The following is a 23,255-nucleotide window of genomic DNA, read 5'->3' on the forward strand; positions in this document are numbered from 1 at the left end:
TTCGGGAAAAACAGTGAAAGATCAGGACAGCCAGTGTACGGACGCGTCAGCTCGCGGCTGTCCCGGACTCCGAGTACAAGCGCCAATCATTTGCTCGGCCAGACAGCGTCCCGCGTGGTCATCTCACCCATGGCCACAGCGATGAGCCGCGGCTCTTCATAGGGGTCACGGGCATGTGCCGCGAGCATGTTGTCCAGCATGATCAGGTCACCCTTCTGCCACTGGAACCGCACAGCACAAGCCTCATAGGCCTCGCCGACCAGCGCCATGACGTCATCCTCAATCGGGGTGCCATCGCCGTAGCTGACCATGCGCGGCAGGCGGTCTTCACCAAACATGTCGAACAGGTCTTCACGCATTTCCTCACCCAGGCAGAACGGGTGATGCAACTGGACCTGATTGAAAAAGGCCGCCTGGCCGGTGACAGGGTGATGAATGACCGCTGGGCAATGGGTGTGAATCTGCAGGGTGTCGGCATCCAGCCACTCGAACGCCGTACCTTGTTCGCGACAGCGGGCCTCTGCCACTTCGGGCTTGTCGGTGCCGAAGAAGCTCTGCCAGCTGGGTTCTACGCCCGAGGTAAAGGTACGGATGTAACGCAACGCCTTGCGCTCGAACTTCTCGACCACTTCGCCAGGCAGTTGCAGCAGCATCTGGCGAATGTCCACCAGCGGTGTGGCGCCACCCACTTTCGAGGGCAGCTCACAGTAGAACCACTGCTTGCGTGGCCAGCTTTCCAGGTGTGAGCTTTCGTTGTGATAGAGGATCATTTCCCGCTCGGGATAAGGCGTGGAGCGATACACATTGCGACCGCCCTCCTTCTTCGGCAGATCGCCATACCCGCCGTGCAAGCCCGGTGACAATGCTTCGGCAAAACTCTCGAACAGGGGCACGCTATCCAGGCCGAAACCCCGAAACAGAATCGCTCCGTGTCGGCACAACAGTGCTTCGATGCTTTCACGGTTTTCTGCGGCCCAGGCCAGCGGTTCCAGCCCGGCTTCGGCAGGCTCTATCACCACTGGCAGGCTGCTGGCGGGATCCAGCAGCGACAGGCGCACCTTTTTGTCACCGTGGCTGTCGGGCCAGCGCAATGACTCGATAGTTTTCGGCTGCATACCAGCAGGCAAATCGATGGTTTCAAGGTTCATGCATAACTCCCGGGCGATGAATATCGAGGGTCGTGCCCGTTCGAGAAACCTCCCTTGCCGGCACGCTTTGCGCCAGCATGTAAGCATCGCAGGACATGCCTGTCTGTCACCGCAATCAGGGACATTGCGGCCCTTTCGCTGTGTCACCGACTGTCCCCATTTCCCTCGACAGACACCTTTGCGGGATGGGTGCTGAAATGCCTCCGCTGCGCAAATACGAGCGGTTCGCAAGTACCTCACAACTCTTCGGTACGGGCTGCAGAACCTGGTTTCGAATGCGTCCAGCGCACTGCAACTTGTGATCAAACAGGAGTGTTATTCATGCCGATCAACCCGACAGGCGAAAGGGCAGACAAGCTGTCAGCCCCACTGCGACCCGGCGCCTTGCTGCACGAATTGTTCAGTGCCAGGGCCAGAGAATTTCCCGAAAGAACAGCGTTATCCGATGAAACCCGAGCCGTCAGTTACGCAGAGCTCGACGCAGCATCTTCGGCGCTGGCAGCCAGCCTGCGCAAACGCGGCGTCAAGGACGGCAGTCTAGTCGGCCTGTGCCTGGAGCGTAATGTCGATCTGGTCATTACCCTGCTCGCCATTCTCAAGGCCGGCGGTGCCTATGTCCCGGTCGATCCGGCCTACCCTGCAAAACGCATCGAGCACATCGTTCAGGACAGCGGTCTGCAACTGATCGTCAGCACCAGTAATCTGTGCAGCATTCCCAAGACGCCTTCACTGCAAGTGCTGCTCCTGAACGAGCTGCTTGCAGAAAAGAGCCCTGGCGAGTTCAAGGCCAGCAGCGCCGATGCGTCTCAGGCTCCGGCCTATGTGATCTACACCTCGGGCTCCACGGGCGAACCCAAAGGTGTGCTGGTAACCCATGCCAACGTGAGCAGCCTGCTGGAAAGCACCCAACGCATTTACCATTTCACTCACAACGATATCTGGTCGATGTTCCACTCCATCGGCTTCGATTTCTCGGTCTGGGAAATCTGGGGCGCTCTCGCCCACGGTGGCCAGGTTGCCGTCGTGCCTTACGAAATCTCCCGCTCACCTGAAACCTTCAGGCAGTGGCTGATCAGCAATCAGGTCACCGTCCTGAGCCAGACGCCGTCGGCCTTCCGCGGTCTTGACGAAGCAGACAGTCAGGCCAGCAAACGTCTGTCGCTCCGCTACGTGGTATTCGGTGGCGAAGCATTGCCGGCGACCGTACTGCGTCCGTGGGTCGAACGTCATGGTGACGCGCTGCCAGCCCTGATCAACATGTATGGCATCACCGAAGCCACCGTGCATACGACCCACAAACGGGTACGCGCTCAGGACCTTGAAACATCGGCCACCGTGTCTGTAGGCAAACCGCTGGATGGCTGGACCCTGCACCTGCTGGATGAAAAACAGCAAGCGGTGAACACAGGCGAAATCGGCGAGCTGTATATCGAAGGCGCCGGGCTGACCCTGGGCTATCTGAATCGCCCGGGCCTGACGGCCGAGCGCTTTGTAACCCTGCCAGGCAGCGGCATCCGTGCCTATCGCACCGGCGACCTGCTCAAGCTCGACGAGCATGGCGAATACCTCTACGCCGGACGTAGCGACCAGCAACTCAAGGTTCGCGGCTTCCGTATCGAGGCTGGCGAAGTCGAAGCCGCCCTGCAGTCGAGCAAGAGCATTTCCGCCAGTCACGTTACCGCCTATGACTACGGTCAGGGCGATCTGCGACTGGTGGCCTACGTCGTTCCTTCCGATGGTTCACAGACGGTGACTCAGGAACTGCGCAGCGAGCTGGCGGCACTGGCCGCACAACAGTTGCCGGACTACATGCGTCCTTCGGCTTACATTGGTCTGGCGACACTGCCAGTCACCGCCCACGGCAAGATCGACAAACAGCAACTGCCTTCGCCGCTTGAGCACACCAGCACCACAACCGATCAGGGCAACCTGTCGGAACAGGAGCTGTATGTACTCAAGGCCTGGTCCGATGATATCGGCCTCAAGGGCATAGGCCTGAACGACGATTTCTTCGATCACGGCGGTACCTCGCTGGCCCTGATCCGCTCCCTCAGCCTGCTCAAGGCTCACTACAAGGTCGACCTCAACCCCGGCGTTCTTGCGGACGGAGCCACTGCCAAGGTTCTTGCCGCCAGCATTCGCAACTCCCTTGCCAAAACCGAGCAGGGCAACCTGTCGGAACAGGAGCTGCATGTACTCAAGGTCTGGTCCGATGACATCGGCCTCAAGGGTATTGGCCTGAACGACGATTTCTTCGATCACGGCGGTACCTCGCTGGCCCTGATCCGCTCCCTCAGCCTGCTCAAGGCTCACTACAAGGTCGACCTCAACCCTGGCGCTCTCGCGAACGGAGCCACTGCCAAGGTTCTTGCCGACAGCATTCGCACCTCCCTTGCCAACGCTCATTGACCGAAAAGGAACACGCACATGTCTGAAGTAGCAATCAAGCGATTCCACCTTTCCAAGGAAGAACGCGCCGCATTCGAAAAAAACGGTTTCATCGGTCCTTTCACGGCCTATGACCAGGACGAAATGAAGGAAACCTGGAAACGCCTGCGCCTGCGTCTGCTGGATCGCAGCCATGCGGCCTATCAGGATCTGGATGCGATCTCCGGCGGCACCAACATCGCCAACTACGACCGCCACCTTGATGATGACTTCCTTGCCGAGCATATCGGCCGTCCGGAAATCTGCGACCGCATACAAAGCATTCTGGGCCCGGACGTACTGTGCTGGCGTACCGAATTCTTCCCGAAATACCCGGGCGATGAAGGCACCGACTGGCACCAGGCAGACACCTTCGCCAACGCCTCGGGCAAGCCACAGATCATCTGGCCTGAAAATGAAGAGTTCGGCGGCACCATCACTGTATGGACAGCCTTCACCGACGTCAGCATCGCCAACGGCTGCCTGCAGTTCATTCCCGGCACCCAGAACAGCATGAACTACGACGAAACCAAGCGCATGAGCTACTCGCCGGAAACCTCCAACTCGCTGGTCAAGGAGGGTGTACGCCGTGGTTTCTTCGGCTACGACTATCGCCAGTTGCAGATCGACGAGAACTGGAAGCCTGACGAAGCCAGCGCCGTGCCGATCCAGATGAAAGCAGGCCAGTTCATCATCTTCTGGTCGACCCTGATGCACGCCTCGTATCCGCACAGCGGCGAAAGCCAGGAAATGCGCATGGGCTTCGCTTCCCGTTATGTGCCGTCCTTCGTGCATGTCTACCCGGACTCCGATCACATCGAGGAATACGGCGGCAAGATCAGCCTGGAAAAATACGGTGCGGTGCAGGTCATCGGCGATACCACTCCTGACTACAACCGCCTGGTAACCGAAACCACCCGCGGCAAGAAGTTCAGGGAAGACTGAGTCATCGGCAATTGAGGCGGCAGGTCACCACATATGTCTGATATGTCTGGTAAGGAGCGTTTAACCATGTCCAATTTCACCGACGCGGCGACGCGCCTGTGCGAGGCAGTCAGGATGCTCCGGCATCTGGCGACCCACCTCCCCGAGCCGATTCGTATCGGCTTCCTCGGGGCCGAGGATGATCGTTCGATCATCGCCGGCCCCGGCGTAGCAGCAACACAAAAGGCAGTCAACCAGGCTTTCGAGCGCCTGGGCATTCGACATCTTGAATATCACCACGATGCGATTGCAGAACTGTCCTCCTTCGAATTGTTCATCAGCAGGAAAGTCAGCGCTGCGCTGGATTTCAATTACGAGTTGTTCGGCGCTTCGGAGCCGGATCAGACGCAACAGGCGCTGATCCGGGATTTCGACTTCAGCCCTCCTCTGCCCGGTATCGCGAGATCAAGCCTGATCACTCGCGACGGCGTCCTGCTGAACACTTACGCCAGTGCCAACCGGCAACTGGCCCCGATTGTCCTTGCCCTGCCCTGCGGCCTGCCTTTCGAACTCTGCCGCGAATGGTTCCAGGCGCTGGGCGAGCGTTATTTCGTCATGGCCTGGGAGACTCGCGGGCTATTTGGTGCCTGCATCGACTTCGATCGACTGCAAGTGGATGCCGATGCCCAGGTGGCTGATCTATTCGCCGTCATGGATCACTTTGGCCATGACAGCGCGCACCTGATGGGAATCTGTGGCGGCGCGGCCATCGCCCTGTGCGCGGCCGCTGCCAACAGTGAGCGGGTGCGTTCGTTGAGCCTTTGGCATGGCGACTACAACCTGGCCGATGACAACCTGCGCACGGCCCACCAGCGCAATTTCGAGTGGTTGATGGAGGCCGCCGCAGCGGACCGCAACGAAGCAGGCGACCTGCAGATGCTGTTCGTCGATCAGGCCACGCTGGTCACCACCCCGGAACCCATTGCCCATGTGGCGCTGTTTCCGTACACCAATCCGGAGCTGTTCTACCGCTACTCGAAACTCAACGATGCACTGAACAAGACGGACCTGAACGGGCTGCTCGACCAGATCGTCATGCCGGTACTGGTGGTGGCTGGCGACAGCGACCAGACCACGCATATTGGCGGCTCACGACACATTGCCCAGAGCATCGACGGGGCACGTCTGCATGTGGAAGAGAATGGCAGCCACCTGGCGTTTTTCGAGCATGCCCCACGCTCGTGCGCTACCGCGTTTCATTTCATGAAAGAGCTGGAAGAACCCGCACTGACTTAAATCACAACCGTATTTATGTTCCGCCTTTACGGCGGCCCCCTTTTGTTTCGGCAAAAAGGGGGGGAAAACCATCCGCTCCGGTTCGGCCCCGTCTTGTGGCGGGGCCGAACCGGAGCAGTGGCTTTGGTTACTTTTACCGAAACCAAAGTGACGCGCCGTAAAGGCGCAAGACGGCCTCAAGCCGAACCATGAATCTGGAAACACCTGCTCCTCTTTGCTGCGCGACAGCGCGGCGCCGAGGCAGCGGGTGATCTCCTACCACTCACACCATATGCTGTTCGCGATAGAACTCCATGTACATCACCGTGCGAACACCGCCCGATGCGTTGACCGCGAAATGATCGAGTGAGCCGTCAAAAACCACCAGGTTGCCGTTGACGCTCTGGCTGAACTGGCCATTGACGTTCAGGTAGTTGTAATTCTGCTCGACAGGCGCATCGATGGTCAGCTGCATGTGCAGCAAGCCCTCTTCCCAGGTACCACCGTGGGAGTGGGTGCCCAGGAAGACATTGGGCTCCAGGCGCAGCAATGCACACAGTTTGATGCCCGGTGTGTTGCTCAGCAACTCCAGGGTACGTGGCATCTTTTCCCGGGCATAGGGAATGGGCTGGTCGTAGGCCACCAGCGCGTACTGGGTCCAGTTGGTCATCAACTGATCGTTGTCGCCCCACCCCCAGAGCCAGCCGTACTCGCCGCCGTTATTGACGTGCTCGGTCAGTTCCTCGAACAGCTCGGTGATGGACTTGTTGACGCGATTTATTTCGAGGGTCGGGGCATTCAGAGCCTGAAACTCGTCACGAATCACTTCCCAGTTTCTGGCCAGGTTTTCAAGTTGCGGGAAGCGGCAGGCTTCATAAAACGACGGGCGCATGGCGCCTCCTTCATCAGCAATTATTGGAAGACCTTCAGGTGAGGTCATTTGCCTTTCGCCACGCGAATGCAGGGCGATAAAGCCATTTGGCCTGCCACCACCACAGACTGTCTGCCACCGTAATCGGGTACATCGTTCCCCCATGAAGCGCCTGGCGTTTGTCCCCACTTCCGGCGACATACAGTGAGCAAGCGTTCCTCTAATTTTCAGCCATGGCTCCCCGGAAGCGCCCGGAACCCAGGCACGAGATGGTTTGCTCGCTTGCGCATTCCTCTCTCGAAAAGCCGGTTCACCGACAGCGACCGCCGAGACGACTTTTTTGACCGAACCTCATGATTCGTCACGCCGATGGGTAATGTCCGCATTACAGCCTGGCTGCCCACCGCCCGTAGACGAGCCTTCACTGACTGCGCGATACAGGTGATCCGACATGGCCTCGTCCACTCCCCAGATGCTTGAACAAGAAACCCCGTCGTACGGGCTCGCTTCCGTACAGCAAGGTATCTGGCTCGATCAAATGGCCCATCCCGAATTGCCCTACTACAACATCGGCATGGCAATGGAGATCCGTGGCGAAATCGACGTGCCGCTGTTCGAGAAGGCCATCCAGCTGGTGGTGGAACGTCACGATTCCCTGCGCCTGAGTTTCGGCGTGCAGGACGGAGTGGCCTGCCAGCGGGTTCTGCCTCAGGTCGATGTAGCGCTGGAAGTGGTGGATTTTTCCAACGAGCAGGATCCTGAGAAAGTCGCCAGGGCGTACCTGCGTGAAGAGTTTCGCCGCCCTTTCCCGTCGCTGACCGGCGTACTCTGGAGCGTTCGTCTGGTCCGTTGCGGGCCTCAGTTGTATTACTGGCTGACCCGTTATCACCACCTGATGACCGATGGCATCAGCGTCATGCTCATGGGTCGCGCCGTTGAACAGGCCTATAACGGGTTGCTGATTGGCGAAGACGATCCGGCCCAGGGTCCTTCCTATCTATCTTTCCTCGAAGAGGATCGTGGCTACCTGGAATCGAGCCGTTTCGAGCGGGACCGGGCGTTCTGGCAGGAAGTCTTCGCCGAGCTGCCACCGCCGCTGCTGCAACAGCGTTTCGCAGTACCGGGCAGCGGCATTGCACCGAGCGCCCAGGTGCAGACGATGATGCCGCGCAAGCTGTTCAACGATCTTGCCGAGTTCGCCACAGGCCAGGGGTTGTCCCTGGCTCACGTGTTCATGACGGTCATCAGCACCTATTTCTGCCGCACCACCGGCGTCGACTCCATCGTGATCGGCATGCCGGTACACAACCGCACCAATGCCCGGCAGAAAGCGACTGTGGGCATGTTCTCATCGGTCAGCCCGATCCGCCTGGAAGTCGACACCCAGGCTTCGCTTGTGGATCTGATGCAAGTCACGGCGGCCCAGTTGCGCCGTTGCTATCGACACCAGCGCTTCCCGATTGCCGAGCTCAACCGCACCCTGAAGCTGGCCCAGGAAGGTCGTCGGCAGTTGTTTGACATATCGATCTCGTTTGAAAGCCTCAATGGCGACGCAACGCTGGGCGGTCAGGAAACCGAGATTTTTACCCAGGACAACGGTTACGAACGTCTGCCACTGGCAATCTTCGTCCGTGACTACCATGCCTCGGATGACGTTTACCTGGACTTCAACTTCAACACCGCCTTCTTCACTCGGGAGGAAGTCCAGATCATTCAAGGCCGCATGGTGTCGATGTTCGAAGCGCTTATCGAACACCACGCACTGCCTGTCGCACAATTTCCGATCATGCCGCAGACCGAGCAGGATCGCGTGCTGCATACCTTCAACGCGACCCGGCATGATTACCCTCGCGACGAACTGATCCATGGCCTGTTCGAGCAACAGGTCGAGCGTACGCCTGACGCTGCTGCGGTCAGCGATCACAACGGCCAGTCATTGAGCTACGAAACGCTTAACCGACGCGCCAACCAGTTGGCCCATCAACTGATCAAGCAAGGCGTAACACCGGACTCCCGAGTCGCCGTGGCCCTGCGCCGCAGCAACGAACTGGTGGTGGCGCTTCTGGCAATCCTCAAGGCCGGTGGTGCTTACGTGCCGATAGATCCGGACCTGCCAGACAACCGTCGGGACTACATGCTTGACGACAGCTCTCCCGTGGCGATGCTGACCTGCGAGGCCTTGCTGGATGACGTCGCCCGTGCAGATATTTCCGTGCTGCTGGTGGACGAAAATGTCGACCGCTCTGCGTTCCCGGATACCAACCCGAACCCGGCATTGCTGGGCCTTGAAGCCACGCACCTGGCCTATGTGCTGTATACCTCCGGCTCTACCGGCAAACCCAAAGGCGTGATGAACGAACATCGCGGCGTAGTCAACCGCCTGCTCTGGGCCCGCGACGAATACCGGGTCAATGAAACCGATCGTGTACTGCAGAAAACGCCTTTCGGCTTCGACGTGTCGGTCTGGGAGTTCTTCCTGCCTTTGCTCACTGGTGCTCATTTGTACATGGCCCGCCCCGGCGGCCATCAGGACCCTGGCTATCTGGCCCAGGTGATGCGCGAACAGAACATCACCCTGCTGCATTTCGTCCCTTCGATGCTGGAAGTGTTCCTGGAGCATGGCGACAACCAGGGCTTCAGCGCACTGAGTCGTGTGCTGTGCAGCGGCGAAGCCTTGCCTCGCAGTTTGCAGAAGCGTTTCGAGGAACAACTGGCACCGGTCGAGCTGCATAACCTTTACGGCCCGACGGAAGCGGCCATCGACGTCACGTCATGGCAGTGCCTCCCGAGCGACGAAGGCGACAGCGTGCCCATTGGCCGACCTATCGCCAATATCCAGATTTACATCCTCGACCCCCATGATCAGCCGACACCTGTAGGCGTGGCTGGAGAGATCAACATTGGCGGCGTGGGGGTTGCCCGTGGCTACCTGAACCTGCCTGAACTGAGCGCCGGACGCTTTGTCCGTGATCCGTTCTCCACTGACCCGGATGCCCGTCTGTACAAGACCGGTGACCTGGGCCGCTGGCTGGATAACGGCGCGGTGGAGTACATCGGGCGCAACGACTTCCAGGTCAAGATCCGTGGCCAGCGTATCGAACTGGGCGAGATCGAAGCCAAGCTGGCCTTGCACGAGGCCATCAAGGAAGCCGTGGTACTGGCCCGCGACGAGGCCTCAGGAGAGAAACGTCTGGTGGCCTATTTCACCTCGACCAGCGACTCGCCACTGGATATCCGTGAGCTGCGCGATCACCTCCAGGCCCAGCTTCCCGCCTACATGGTGCCTGCGGCTTATGTCGGCCTGGCAACCCTGCCGCTGACCGGCAATGGCAAGCTGGATCGTGGCCTGCTGCCTGCACCGACCGCGAGCGACGTGATCAGCCGACGCTATGAAGCGCCTCAGGGCCAACTGGAAAGCGCCCTGGCCGAACTGTGGCAAAACCTGTTGAAGGTTGAACAGGTAGGACGCGAGGATCATTTCTTCGAGCTGGGCGGCCATTCGTTGCTCGCCATTCAACTGATCTCCCAGATGCGCCAGCAACTGTCCATCGAGCTGGATCTGGCCGAGCTGTTTGCCCACCCGACCCTCGCTGATCTGGTAAAAATGGCAGCAAGCGCCGGTAAAAGCAGCCTGCCGGACATCACGCTGGCTGACCGTGACGCCGACCTGCCCATGTCCTTCGCCCAGCAGCGCCTGTGGTTCCTGGCACAGATGGAAGGTGCCAGCGAGGCCTATCACATGCCGGCGGGCCTTCGCCTGCGCGGCGTACTCGATGCTTCAGTACTGCAAAACGCTCTGGACCGTGTGGTGGAGCGTCATGAAGTATTGCGCACACGTTTCGTGCCGCATGCCACCGAGCAGGCAGTGCAAGTCATCGATGCCAAGGGTGCAGGCTTTACCCTGAAACGCATCGACCTGTCGGGTCAGGCCGATGCAGAACTGCAAATGCAGACTCTGGCTCGTCAGGAAGCTCTGGCACCTTTCGATCTGGAGCGCGGCCCACTGGTACGTGGCACCCTGATTCGCCTGGGTGAAACCGAACATGTGTTGCTGGTGACCCTGCACCACATCATCTCCGATGGCTGGTCGATCGGTGTGCTGACCCGTGAAGTGGCAGCGCTCTATGACGCCTTGCGCCAGGGCCATGTCGATCCCTTGCCGCCGCTTGCGCTGCAATACGCCGATTACGCCGCATGGCAGCGCCGCTGGCTGACCGGCGAAGTACTGGAGAAGCAAAGCCGCTACTGGAAGGAAACCCTGGCCGACGCACCAGCTCTGCTGACCTTACCCACCGACCGGCCACGTCCGGCGGAGCAGAACTACAACGGCGCCAGCCTGCCGGTGAACTTTGACGAAGACCTGACCCAGGCACTCAAGACCTTGGGGCAACGTCACGGCACAACCCTGTACATGACCGTGATGAGCGCCTGGGCTGCATTGCTCAGCCGCCTTTGCGGCCAAGACGAAGTGGTGATCGGCTCGCCCATGGCCAACCGGACCCGTGCCGAAGTCGAGCCCTTGATCGGCTTCTTCGTGAACACCCTGGCGATTCGTGTCGACACCTCGGGGCAACCCGATGTCGGATCGCTGCTGGCACGGGTCAAGGCCCAGACCCTGGCTGCCCAGCGTCATCAGGACCTGCCTTTCGAGCAGGTCGTGGAAATCGTCAATCCATTCCGCAGCCTGTCTCACACCCCGATCTTCCAGGCCATGCTCAGTTGGCAGGACACTGGCGTCGGCCAGGCCGCACTGGGCGAGCTGCAACTGGAAGACCTGGGCCTGTTGAACGACATCGCCAAATTCGACCTGTCCCTTGATCTGGGTGAAGACAACGGGCGCCTGAGCGGCAACCTCGAATACGCCACTGCCTTGTTCGATGAAGCCACGGTTCAGCGTTATCTCGGTTACCTGGAGCGCGTCCTGAGGGCCATGGCCGCCGACGACAGCTCCGTCGTGGAACATATCGCCCTGCTCGACGCCAATGAGCGTCAGCAGGTCCTGCAGGATCTGAACCCCGCCCGCACGCCCTACCCTCACGACCAGACTATCCATCGTCTGTTCGAGGATCAGGCCGGCCTGCGCGGCGATGAACTGGCGGTGGCTTTCGAGGGCCAGCGTCTCAGTTACAGCGAACTCAACCGGCAGGCCAACCGCCTGGCCCATCATCTTATCGGCCTCGGAGTCCGACCAGACGACCGGGTGGCGATCTGCGTAGAACGCAGCGCACGAATGGTGGTGGGTCTGCTGGGTATCCTCAAGGCTGGCGCAGCCTATGTGCCGCTGGACCCGGATTATCCTGAGCAACGCATTGCCTACATGCTGCAAGACAGCACGCCCTCGGTGCTGGTCAGCCAGCACGAAGTACTGGGGCGCGTGCCACAACTGACGATTCCGCTGGTGCTGCTGGACGAGCCCATCACGGGCCGCGATGACAATCCGGTCATTACCGATTTGCGGCCCGAACATCTGGCCTATGTGATCTACACCTCCGGCTCCACAGGCAACCCGAAAGGCGTGATGGTCGAACACCGTGCGCTGGTCAACTACAGCCTCGATGCAGCCCGTCTGTTCAAACTGAGCACCCGGGACACTGTGCTGCAACAGAACACCCTGAACTTCGACCTTTCCATCGAAGAAATCTTCCCGGCCCTGCTGTCAGGCGCAACCCTGAAACCGAGTCGCAACCTGTTCGGTACCCGCCAGGAGGACGACGAGCCAGTCGCGACCATGGTGCACATGACCGCCGCCCATTGGCACACAATGGTGGGCGAATGGCACCTGAATGCTGCCCTGGCCGAAAGACAACTGAAAAACGTGCGCCTGATCAACGTGACCGGCGATGCGTTATCTGCACAAAAGCTGCAGCAGTGGGAAGGCATCCGCCCGTCCCATGTAAAGCTGGTCAATACCTATGGCCCTACCGAGGCGACGGTGTCCTGCACCGCCGCCTATGTTCAGGGCTCTGCCGAAGCCAGCGAAGCCAGCGGCAATGCCACCATCGGCACCCCCATGGCCAATACCCGGATCTACCTGCTGGACGGGCAACAACAGCCTGTCCCTTTTGGCGCTTCGGGAGAAATGTTCATTGGCGGCGATGGCGTCGCCAGAGGCTATCTGAACCTGGATAGCGTTACCCGGGAGCGCTTCCTGGCTGATCCGTTCAGCGATCAGCCGAATGCACGGATGTACAAGACCGGCGACCTCGCCCGCTACCTGCCGGATGGACGCATCGAGTACCTGGGCCGTAATGACTTCCAGGTCAAGGTACGAGGCTTCCGCATCGAACTGGGGGAAATCGAGGCTCGTTTGGGCAGCCTGCCGGGGATCAAGGAAGCGGCCGTCATTGCCCGCGCCGATAGCGCAGGTGAAAAACGCCTGCTGGCTTATGTGGTTCCCCATGAAGGCCAGAGCATCGATGCTTCACAACTGCACGCGCAACTGACGCCGCTGCTGGCTGAATACATGATGCCCGCTGCGTTCATGAGCCTGTCGGCCTTCCCGCTGACCGCCAACCGCAAGCTGGACCGTCAGGCGCTGCCCGAGCCCACCGCCGATGCCTACGCCAATCGCGTACACGAAGCGCCGGAAGGTGCCACCGAAACCCTGCTGGCGCAGGTCTGGCAAGAAGTTCTCGGCGTTGAAGCGGTCGGTCGCAACGATCACTTCTTCGCCCTGGGCGGACACTCACTCAAAGCCGTCAGCCTGATCGAGCGCCTGCGTGAGCAAGGGCTGGTGGCCGATGTACGAGCGGTCTTCAGTGCCCCACTGCTGCGGGACATGGCCAAGGCCATCGACGGCAGCAGCGACTCGCTGTTCGTCGCCCCGGCGAACCTGATTCCCGATGGCTGCACGGCGCTGACACCAGACATGCTGCCGCTGGTGCAATTGAGCCAGCCGCAACTCGATACCCTCGTCCGGCGCGTGCCGGGCGGCGCAGAGAATATTCAGGACATCTACCCGCTGGTGCCTCTGCAGCAGGGCATTCTCTATCACCACATGCTGGGGCATGAAGGCGACGCCTATCTGGTGCGTTCGATGATCGAGTTCGACGACCGTACCCACCTGGATGCCTTTCTCGATGCCTTGCAGCAGGTCATCGACCGCCACGACATCCTGCGCAGTGCCGTGCAATGGAGCGGTCTGCCACAAGCGGTGCAGATCGTGCAGCGCCAGGCCACCTTGCCGGTCGAGACACTGGTACTCAAAGGCAACTCGACAGCCCTTGAACAACTGCAACAGGCCAGCGACCCGCGCCACCTGCGCATGGACCTGACCAAGGCTCCGCTGCTCAGTGCCCGGATCGTCCAGGATCCGCAATCCCGGCGCTGGCTGCTGGCATTGCTCGATCATCACCTGATCAGTGACCACGTCAGCCTTGCCATCATTCTCGAAGAAATCCAGACGATCATGCAGGATCGCAGGGATAAGTTGCCGGTGCCGCTGCCATACCGTGATTTCGTTGCCCAGACCCTGGCCAGTACACCAGAGATTCACGAAGCCTATTTCAGCGAACGCCTGGCAGTCATCGATACACCGACCGCGCCTTTCGATCTGCTTGATATACAAGGCGACGGAGCTGACGTCAGCGAAATCAGCCAGTATCTGGAGCCGGAACTGGCACAGGCCATCCGCGAGCAGTCCCGCCGTCAGGGCATGACACCGGCCGTGTTGTTCCACGCCGCCTGGGCACAGGTTCTGGCCCGCTGCACCGATCAGAGCGACGTGGTGTTCGGCACGGTGGTGTCGGGTCGACTGCAAGGTTCGTCCGGCTCCGAACGGGCGCTGGGGGTTTTCATCAATACCCTGCCGGTGCGTATCAGCCTTGCCGGGCAAGGCACTCAAGAGCTGGTCAGGGAAGTGGCCCGGGATCTTGGCCAGTTGCTGGGTCACGAACAGGCTTCCCTGGCGCTGGCCCAGCGTTGCAGCGGTGTTCCGGCGTCCCTGCCGCTGTTCACCACCCTGCTCAACTATCGCCATCAGACCGATGGCGGGTCCCTGGCCAATGACGAAGCCGTACTGCAATGGAATGGCGTGCGCTTCCTCAGCAACGAAGCACGCACCAACTACCCGATTGAAGTTGCAGTGGCCGATGAGGGCCAAGGATTCTCCCTGACCACCCAGACAGCCGCTGGCGTCGATCCCCACAGGGTCGCCAGCTATTTCATTCAGGCGGTCACGACACTGGTGGAAGCTCTGGCACAGACGCCGCTGCGTCTGGCAGAAACCCTTGACATCCTGTCCGAAGCCGAGCGCCAGCAGGTGCTGACCGGTTTCAACCAGACCGCCAGCGACTTCGGTACACCTCGCCCCTTGCCGGTGCTGTTCGAGGAGCAGGTCAAGGCACAGCCCAATGCCATTGCTCTGGTTTACGAGCAACAGCAGCTCACCTATGCCCAGCTCAACCGCCGCGCCAACCAGTTGGCCCAGCGTCTGCTGGTGCACGGCATTCAGCCTGAACAACGGGTCGCCATCTGTGCGGACCGTGGCGTCGAGATGATCGTCGGTCTGCTGGCCGTGCTCAAGGCCGGCGGCGCCTATGTACCGATCGACCCCAACCACCCTGCCGATCGCATCGCCTTTATTCTCAAGGACAGTGCCGCTCGCCTGTTGCTGTGCCAGAAAGCCCTGACACCTCACCTGCCTGCGACACGCTATTGCCCGGCGCTGATTCTGCTCGATGAGCATGACCCGGCACTTATCGACAACGACCCACAATACGACGAGAACTTCGACCCTGAATCCTTGGGCCTGACAGTCGAAAACCTGGCTTATGTGATCTACACCTCCGGCTCCACCGGGCAGTCCAAAGGCGTGATGGTCGAACACCGTTCAGTGTTCAACTTCAGCCACGTCATGGCGCGTACTACCCACGCCCATTGCCCGCCACAGGCTAATGTGGCGCTCAATGCCGGGTTCTACTTCGACATGTCCATCAAGGGCATCGCCCAGCTGTTCTTCGGTCATCGCCTGATCATCATTCCATCGCTGATCCGTGCCAGCGGCCATGAACTGCTGGATTTCCTCGAAAAACATCAGGTCCATGCCTTCGATTCCACACCGTCGCAACTGGATACCCTATTGGCGGCTGGCCTGCTTGAGCGTCGCAGTTATCAACCGGTCAGCGTCCTGCTGGGTGGTGAAGCCCTGAATGCCGCAACCTGGGACAAACTGCGCCAGAGCCGGAACATTCATTTCTACAACATGTACGGCCCGACCGAATGCACAGTGGATGCATCCCTCGGACTGATCAGCGAACTGGGCGAGCGCCCGAGCATCGGCAAGCCGCTGTCCAACATGCAAGTGTTGGTACTCGACAAGCGTGGCCAGCCAGTGCCGGTGGGCGTGACCGGCGAGCTGCATATCGGCGGTGCCGGTGTGGCCCGCGGTTACCTGAACAACCCGCAGTTGACTGCACAGCGTTTTGTCTCCAACCCGTTCTCCAGTGATCCACACGCCCGCCTGTACAAGACTGGCGACCTGGGTCGCTGGAAAGCCGACGGCAGCCTGGAATATGCAGGCCGCAACGACTTCCAGGTCAAGATCCGCGGTTTCCGTATCGAACTGGGCGAGATCGAAAGCGCGCTGCTGGCCTCTGCCTCGGTGCGTGAGGCCGTGGTGATTGCTCGTGAAGACAACCCGGGCGAAGCCAGCAGCAGCCGCTTGGTGGCCTACGTCTGTGGCGAACCGACTTCTGCCGAAGAACTGCGGGCACGGTTGATCAAGCGCCTACCGGAATACATGGTCCCCAGCGCCTTCGTGCAACTGGACGCCATGCCGCTGACCGCCAACGGCAAGCTCGACCGCCGTGCCCTGCCCGCTCCGGGTCAGGATTCCCTGGCCAGCCGTGCCTATGAAGCGCCACAGGGCGAAGTGGAACAGGCCATTGCCAGAATCTGGCAGGAGCTGCTGCACGTCGATCAGGTCGGCCGCAATGACGGTTTCCTGGAACTGGGCGGCCACTCTCTGCTGAGCGTTCAGTTGCAGGCCCGACTGCACACCGAACTGGGTGTTGAAATCGATCTGCGCACGCTGTTCGCCCAGTCCTCGTTGCAGGAACTGGCGGCCTATGTCGCCAAGGCCGATCACTCCCGCTCGCAACCCATTCCTCTGGCGGATCGGCAGCAGCCATTGCCGGTGTCCCTGGCCCAGCAGCGTCTGTGGTTCCTCGACCAACTGGACCACAGCGCCGGTGCTGCCTATCACATTCCGGCACTGCTGCGCCTGAACGGTGAGCTGAACCGCAATGCCCTTCAACAGGCGCTGGACAGAATCATCGAACGCCACGAAAGCCTGCGCACAACCTTCGAGCGCCATGGCACACAAGTACTTCAGCGTATTGCAGCACCAGACAGCATCACCATTAGCGAAACCGCGATCAGCCAGGCGCTGGACAACGAAGCCCTGCAACACATGGCCGCACAGGAAGTGAGCAAGCCTTTCGATCTGGCCAAAGGCCCGTTGTTCAGGGCTCATCTGGTACGCCTGAGCGATAGCGAGCATCGACTCTGGGTAACCCTGCACCACATCATTTCCGACGGTGTCTCCATGGGCGTGCTGATCGATGAGTTCAGCGCGCTCTACAATGCTTTCGCCAAGGACGAGGCCGATCCGCTGCCTGCTCTGGCCATCCAGTACGCCGACCATGCCGTCTGGCAGCGGGAGTGGCTGTCGGGTTCACGCCTTCAGGCGCAAAAAGATTACTGGCAGCAGCATCTGCAGGGCGCACCGACCCTGCTCGAACTGCCTACCGACCGCCCTCGTCCGCTGGTCCAGAGCCATGCAGGCGGGCAATACAACGTCGTGCTGCCCACCGAGCTGACATCCGGGCTCCGCGCCCTGAGCCGTCGTCATGGCAACACCCTGTTCATGACGCTGATGGCGGGCTGGGCAGCATTGCTGTCACGCCTGAGCGGACAGACCGACATTGTGGTCGGCACCCCGGTCGCCAACCGGCAACGCGAGGAAACCGAATCGCTGATCGGCTTCTTCGTCAATACCCTGGCGATCCGTGTACGGCTGGACGACGAACCAAGTGTCACGCAACTGCTTGAGCAAGTGAAAGCCAGCACGCTTGGGGCTTTCAGCCATCAGGAACTGCCTTTCGAGCATGTGGTGGAAACCCTGAACCCGGAACGCAGCCTGGGCCACAGTCCGGTCTTCCAGAGCATGCTGGCTTTGAGGAACGGCGACGCCGAACCGGTTCTGCAACTGCCGGGGCTGACGCTGAGCGCTGAGCATTACGAGCACCGCAGCACCCAGTTCGACCTGTCGCTGTCCCTGACCGATGACGGCACCGACCTGACCGGCAGCGTGGAATACGCCAGCGATCTGTTTGACGACAGCACCATCGCCCGTTTCATGTCCCACTTCCAGACCTTGCTGGAAGGCCTGCTGGGTAACGATCTGCAAGCGGTCAGCCGCCTGCCGCTGCTCAACGAGGAAGAACGCGAACAAGTGCTGCATGGCTGGAACGCAACCGAGCGGCCGTTGCCGGGCAATCCCTGCATCCATGAACTGTTCGAGCAGCAGGTCCGCAATCAGCCTGACGAACTGGCACTGATCTTTGAAGATCAGCACCTGAGCTACGCCGAACTGAACGCCGAAGCCAACCGCCTGGCCCATTACCTGCTGGCCACCGGTATTCAACCCGATGACCGGGTGGCACTGGCCGTCGAGCGCAGCCCGCGCCTGATCGTCGCTTTGCTGGCGATCCTCAAGGCAGGTGCGGCGTATGTGCCGCTGGACCCGGCTTACCCTGCCGAGCGCCTGGCGTACATGCTGAGCGACAGCACGCCGCGGGCCTTGCTCTGTGAGCACGCTGCCCTGCAACGTCTGGGCGAGTTACCCGCCGACCTGCAAGTGATTGCCCTGGATGACGAGTTCCAGCCCTGGACCACGCTCGATGACAGCAACCCGGATGCTTCGGCACTGGGCCTCAGCGCATCGAACCTGGCTTATGTGATCTACACCTCCGGCTCCACCGGTAAACCAAAAGGCGTAATGCTTGAACATGCGGGCCTGCGCAACGAAGTCGAGGCCATCTGCGGGCTGACCGGCCTGATCGCGGGTGAACGCTCGCTGCAATTCGCCTCGGTCAACTTCGACGCCTCCACCGAAGAGATTTTCGGCGCACTGGTCAGCGGTGCCACGCTGGTCTTGCGCAGCGATGCCTGGCTCACCTACGCCAGCAACTTCTGGGCCTTGTGTGCAGAAAACAGTCTGAATGTGGTGAGCCTGCCCACACGCTTCTGGCAACAGCTGGCTCAGGACCAGAAAGCGCCGATTCCCGAGCATGTGCGGGTGGTGGTCATCGGCGGCGAAGAATTGAGCACCGAGGCCGTTCAGCAGTGGTTTGCACGCGCCGGTCATACCCCGAGACTGCTCAATACCTACGGCCCGACCGAGGCGACCATCGTGACGACTGCGGCTGAAGTCCGGCCACAGGACACCCCGAACCGCTGCATCGGACGGCCACTGGCCAATACCCGGGTCTACGTCCTCGACCGCCATGGCGAGCCGCTGCCCACCGGCGTGGTCGGTGAGCTGTATATCGCGGGTGCCGGGGTTGCGCGTGGCTACCTCAACCAGCCGCAAATGAGCGCCGAGCGCTTCCCGGTCTGCCCGTTCAGTGAAGATCGACAACGCATGTACCGCACCGGCGACCTGGGTCGCTGGCTGCCGGACGGAACCTTGCAGTTCCTGGGGCGTAACGACGATCAGGTCAAGATCCGGGGCTTGCGCATCGAGCTGGGTGAAATCGAAAACGCCCTCGCCGCCTGTCCGGGCGTGCGTCAGGCGGTGGTCCTGGCCAGGGATGACAGCCCGGGACAGACCAAAGGCCTGCAACTGGTCGCCTACCTGTGCGGCGAATCGCTGGTCGTGGAGCAATTGCGCACGCAACTGCTCGAACGACTTCCCGAGTTCATGGTGCCCAGCGCCTTCGTTCAACTGGATGCCTTGCCGCTGACCCCCAACGGCAAGCTCGACCGCCGCGCATTGCCGGCCCCCGATCAGCAGGCTTTCGCCACCCGCCGGGACGAAGCGCCACAGAGCGAGACCGAAATCCTGCTTGCCACGCTCTGGCAGGAACTGCTGGGGCTGGAGAAAGTCGGTCGCCATGACCGGTTCTTCGAGCTGGGCGGTCATTCGCTGATGGCGGTCACGCTGATTGATCGCCTGCGTCAATTGGGCCTGAATGCTGACGTGCGCAGCGTATTCACCGCGCCAAGCCTGCATGAACTGGCCGCAACCCTGCAGCACGGCAACGTATTGCAATTCGAGACCCCGGCCAACCCGATAAAGGACGGTTGCACGGAACTGACCCCGGACCTGCTGCCGCTGGTAGAACTCAGCCAGTCGCACATCGACCGAATCGTCAGTCAGATACCCGGCGGCGCGGCCAATATTCAGGACGTCTACCCACTGGTGCCTTTGCAGCAGGGCATTCTGTTCCACCACCTGCTGGGCCAGGAAGGCGACACCTATCTGGTGCGCTCGGTTCTTGAGTTCAGCGAGCGGGCCTCCCTCGATGCATTCCTGGATGCCCTGCAACAGGTCATCGACCGCCATGACAGCCTGCGCACCTCGGTGCACTGGAACGGCCTGCCGCAGCCGTTGCAAGTGGTACAACGCACAGCGCAACTGACCGTCAGCAACCTGGACTTCACGGGCGACGACATTCGTGGGCAACTGGACCACGCCACTGACCCGAGTCGGCTCCGTATCGACCTGGGCAACGCACCACTGATCCATGCCCATGTCACCCGGAATACGGGAAGCTGGTTGTTGACGCTGCTCGACCATCACATCATCAACGACCATGTCAGCCTGGGCATCGTCCTCGACGAAATCCGTACCATCATGAAGGGCGACGCCGACCTGTTGCCTGAGCCACAGCATTACCGCGAGTTTGTCGCCCAGACCCTGGCCAGCCCGGTGGAACTGCACGAGGATTATTTCCGTCGGCGTCTGGCAGACGTGGACAGCCCGACGGCACCATTCGACGTGCTGGAGGTAGAGAGTGATCTTCAGAATCACATCCTGACCCTGGACGAAGACTTCACCCGACAACTGCGCACCCAGGCCAGAAACCGTGGCGTGCTGCCTGCCACGATCCTGCATGCAACCTGGGCAATGGTGCTGGCACGTTGTACAGGCCGCGACGACGTGGTGTTCGGCACCGTGCTGTCAGGCCGGCTGCAAGGCGGTGCCGGGGCGCAAAGTGCCGTGGGCATGTTTATCAATACCCTGCCGGTGCGCGTGCAACTGGCAGGACGCAACGTCCAGGAATTGATCAGCGCAACGCATCAGGACCTGAGTGAGCTGCTGGGTCATGAACAGGCAGCACTGACCACCGCCCAGCGTTGCAGCAGCATCGAAACCGGCACCCCGCTGTTTACCGGCCTGCTCAACTACCGCCAACACGCACAGGCTGATGGACTGGCGGACTGGCCGGGCATTCGGGTCCTGACCGATGTGGACAATGGCGACTATCCGCTGTCGCTGTCGGTGGACGACTATCCGCAGCACCTGAAACTCACCCTGCAATGCGTGCCGGTCATCGGTGTTCAGCGTATCGCTGACATGACCCTCAAAGCCTTGAGGCTGTTGGTTCAGGCTCTGGCGGACAGCCCTGGCACCGAGCTGAGCGATCTGGACCTGCTGCCGGATGAAGAACGCCAGCGCGTGCTGGTCGAACTCAACCGGACCCAGGTTCCTTACCTGCAGGAAGCCCTTATCCACCAGCTCTTTGAAGCCCAGGTGCAGCGCCAGCCCGAGGCCATTGCCGTGCAGGCCGGCGAGCTGAGCCTGAGCTATCAGGTACTCAACCGTCAGGCAAACCACGTTGCCCATCAGTTATTGGCGCAAGGTCTTCAGCCGGATGATCGGGTTGCCTTGCTGCAGGAGCGTGGCCCTGAACTGATTATCGGCATGCTCGGCATTCTCAAGGCCGGTGGTGCCTATGTGCCGCTGGACCCCAACTACCCGACCGAGCGACTGGCACATATCGTCACCGACAGCGCACCAAAGGTCCTGCTCAGCAAGGCAGAACTGCTTGACTCACTGCCTGAACTGTCGATCCCGACACTGCTGATCGACGCCGAATCCATTGCACAGGACAGCCCGGCACAGGAGCACAACCCGGATCTGGCGTTGAGTTCCAGAAACCTGGCCTACGTGATCTATACCTCGGGTTCGACCGGCCTGCCCAAAGGCGTAATGATCGAGCATCGCAGCCTGGTCAATTACAGCCTGGACGCAGCCAGCCTGTTCGAGCTGACATCAGGCGACCTTGTGTTGCAGCAGAACTCGCCGAACTTCGACCTGTCAGTCGAGGAGATTTTCCCGGCCTTGCTGGCAGGTGCCACGCTGATGCCGACCCCGGACATTTTCGGCACTGACGGCCTGAGCAGCGAATCCGCGCCAACGGTGTTGCACATGACCTCGGCCCACTGGCACAGCCTGGTCGGCAACTGGCACCCACAGCCGGAGCGCGCACTGGCCTGCCTGGGCAACGTGCGGCTGATCAACGTGACCGGCGACGCACTGTCGACACAGAAGCTGGAGCAATGGGCGCAGATCCGGCCGGTTCACACCCGACTGGTGAACACCTACGGCCCTACCGAAGCGACCGTGTCCTGCACCGCAGCGTATGTCGGCGAAACAGCAGGCGATCCGGATCTGCAATCGCCGACAAGCATCGGCAAGCCCATGGCCAATACCCGCCTCTATCTGCTGGATGCGCACTTGCGCCCGGTGCCTTTCGGTGTCGCGGGGGAAATTTACATTGGTGGTCATGGGGTCGCTCGCGGTTACCTGAACCTGGAAGCCACCAATGCCGAACGCTTCCTTGTGGACCCGTTCAGCGACGAAGCCGATGCGCGGATGTACAAAACCGGCGATCTGGCGCGCTACCTGGCAGACGGCAACCTGCAGTTCATAGGCCGTAACGACTTTCAGGTCAAGGTCAGGGGCTTCAGGATCGAACTGGAAGAAATCGAATCCCGGCTCAGTCGTTGTGCCGGAATCAAGGAAGCCGCAGTCATTGCCCGCGAAGACATACCCGGCGAGAAGCGACTGGTTGCCTATGTGGTCGCCCAGACCGGTCAGTTACTCAGTGCCACGGCCCTGCGCGAAGAGCTCGCGCCGCAACTGGCCGAATACATGCTGCCCAGCGCCTTCGTGATCATCGATGCAATGCCATTGACCCCCAACGGCAAGCTCGATCGCGCACGGCTTCCAGCACCGGATCAGCAAGCCTTTGCCCAGCGCACCTATGAGGCACCCAGCGGCGAAACCGAGCAATTGCTGGCTACCATCTGGGCCGACCTGCTCGGCGTTGAGCGCATCGGTCGCAATGACTCGTTCTTCGAGCTGGGTGGCCACTCCCTGACAGCGGTGCAACTGAGTCTGCGGATTCGTGAGGAAACCGGCGTCGACATTCCTCTCAGACCCCTTTTTGAACAGAACTCGCTGATGGCCCTGGCCGACCACATCAACACCTTGCAACTGGCGCTGTACGACGCCGACGACCTGCTCGCGCTCGAACAGGAACTGGCTTTGCTCTCTGAAAGCGACCTGCTCGCTATTGTCTCCAAGGATGCCTGAA

Annotated in this window: 6 protein-coding genes; 4 read left to right on the top strand and 2 right to left on the bottom strand. The window is 60.7% G+C overall.

The genetic code is table 11. The features are described from left to right. Nucleotides 1-86: 86 nt before the first annotated feature. A complete protein-coding gene (locus KGD89_RS13135; protein ID WP_038400415.1) occupies nucleotides 87-1,115 on the bottom strand; it encodes a TauD/TfdA family dioxygenase in 1,029 nt (342 codons plus the stop codon). A 354-nt stretch (nucleotides 1,116-1,469) separates the two neighbouring features. On the opposite strand from KGD89_RS13135, the gene KGD89_RS13140 reads away from it, so the two are divergent. The 3 genes from KGD89_RS13140 (at nucleotide 1,470) to KGD89_RS13150 (ending at nucleotide 5,795) form a co-directional block, all read left to right on the top strand. Further along, entirely contained in the window at nucleotides 1,470-3,557 is a 2,088-nt protein-coding gene (locus KGD89_RS13140; protein ID WP_025260244.1) for an amino acid adenylation domain-containing protein, read from the top strand. 18 nt (nucleotides 3,558-3,575) lie between these two features. Beyond that, a complete protein-coding gene (gene syrB2, locus KGD89_RS13145; RefSeq protein ID WP_025260245.1) occupies nucleotides 3,576-4,520 on the top strand; it encodes a syringomycin E biosynthesis L-threonyl-[L-threonyl-carrier protein] 4-chlorinase SyrB2 in 945 nt (314 codons plus the stop codon). A gap of 66 nt (nucleotides 4,521-4,586) precedes the next feature. Then, nucleotides 4,587-5,795 (top strand): alpha/beta fold hydrolase, encoded by a 1,209-nt coding sequence (locus tag KGD89_RS13150; RefSeq protein ID WP_025260246.1) that lies wholly within the window; start codon nucleotides 4,587-4,589, stop codon nucleotides 5,793-5,795. A 262-nt stretch (nucleotides 5,796-6,057) separates the two neighbouring features. On the opposite strand, the gene KGD89_RS13155 is transcribed toward KGD89_RS13150, so the two are convergent. Continuing rightward, nucleotides 6,058-6,666 (bottom strand): aspartyl/asparaginyl beta-hydroxylase domain-containing protein, encoded by a 609-nt coding sequence (locus tag KGD89_RS13155; protein ID WP_025260247.1) that lies wholly within the window; start codon nucleotides 6,664-6,666, stop codon nucleotides 6,058-6,060. Nucleotides 6,667-7,096: 430 nt separating this feature from the next. On the opposite strand from KGD89_RS13155, the gene KGD89_RS13160 reads away from it, so the two are divergent. Further along, nucleotides 7,097-23,254 (top strand): non-ribosomal peptide synthetase, encoded by a 16,158-nt coding sequence (locus KGD89_RS13160; RefSeq protein WP_025260248.1) that lies wholly within the window; start codon nucleotides 7,097-7,099, stop codon nucleotides 23,252-23,254. Nucleotide 23,255: the final 1 nt, after the last annotated feature.

The sequence above is a fragment of the Pseudomonas cichorii genome, from assembly GCF_018343775.1.
GTDB classification, from domain to species: domain Bacteria; phylum Pseudomonadota; class Gammaproteobacteria; order Pseudomonadales; family Pseudomonadaceae; genus Aquipseudomonas; species Aquipseudomonas cichorii.

Coding starts and splice junctions, on each gene's coding strand:
- KGD89_RS13135 (WP_038400415.1), bottom strand. CDS start 1,115: ATGCAGCCGAAAACTATCGAGTCATTGCGCTGGCCCGACAGCCACGGT.
- KGD89_RS13140 (WP_025260244.1), top strand. CDS start 1,470: ATGCCGATCAACCCGACAGGCGAAAGGGCAGACAAGCTGTCAGCCCCA.
- syrB2 (WP_025260245.1), top strand. CDS start 3,576: ATGTCTGAAGTAGCAATCAAGCGATTCCACCTTTCCAAGGAAGAACGC.
- KGD89_RS13150 (WP_025260246.1), top strand. CDS start 4,587: ATGTCCAATTTCACCGACGCGGCGACGCGCCTGTGCGAGGCAGTCAGG.
- KGD89_RS13155 (WP_025260247.1), bottom strand. CDS start 6,666: ATGCGCCCGTCGTTTTATGAAGCCTGCCGCTTCCCGCAACTTGAAAAC.
- KGD89_RS13160 (WP_025260248.1), top strand. CDS start 7,097: ATGGCCTCGTCCACTCCCCAGATGCTTGAACAAGAAACCCCGTCGTAC.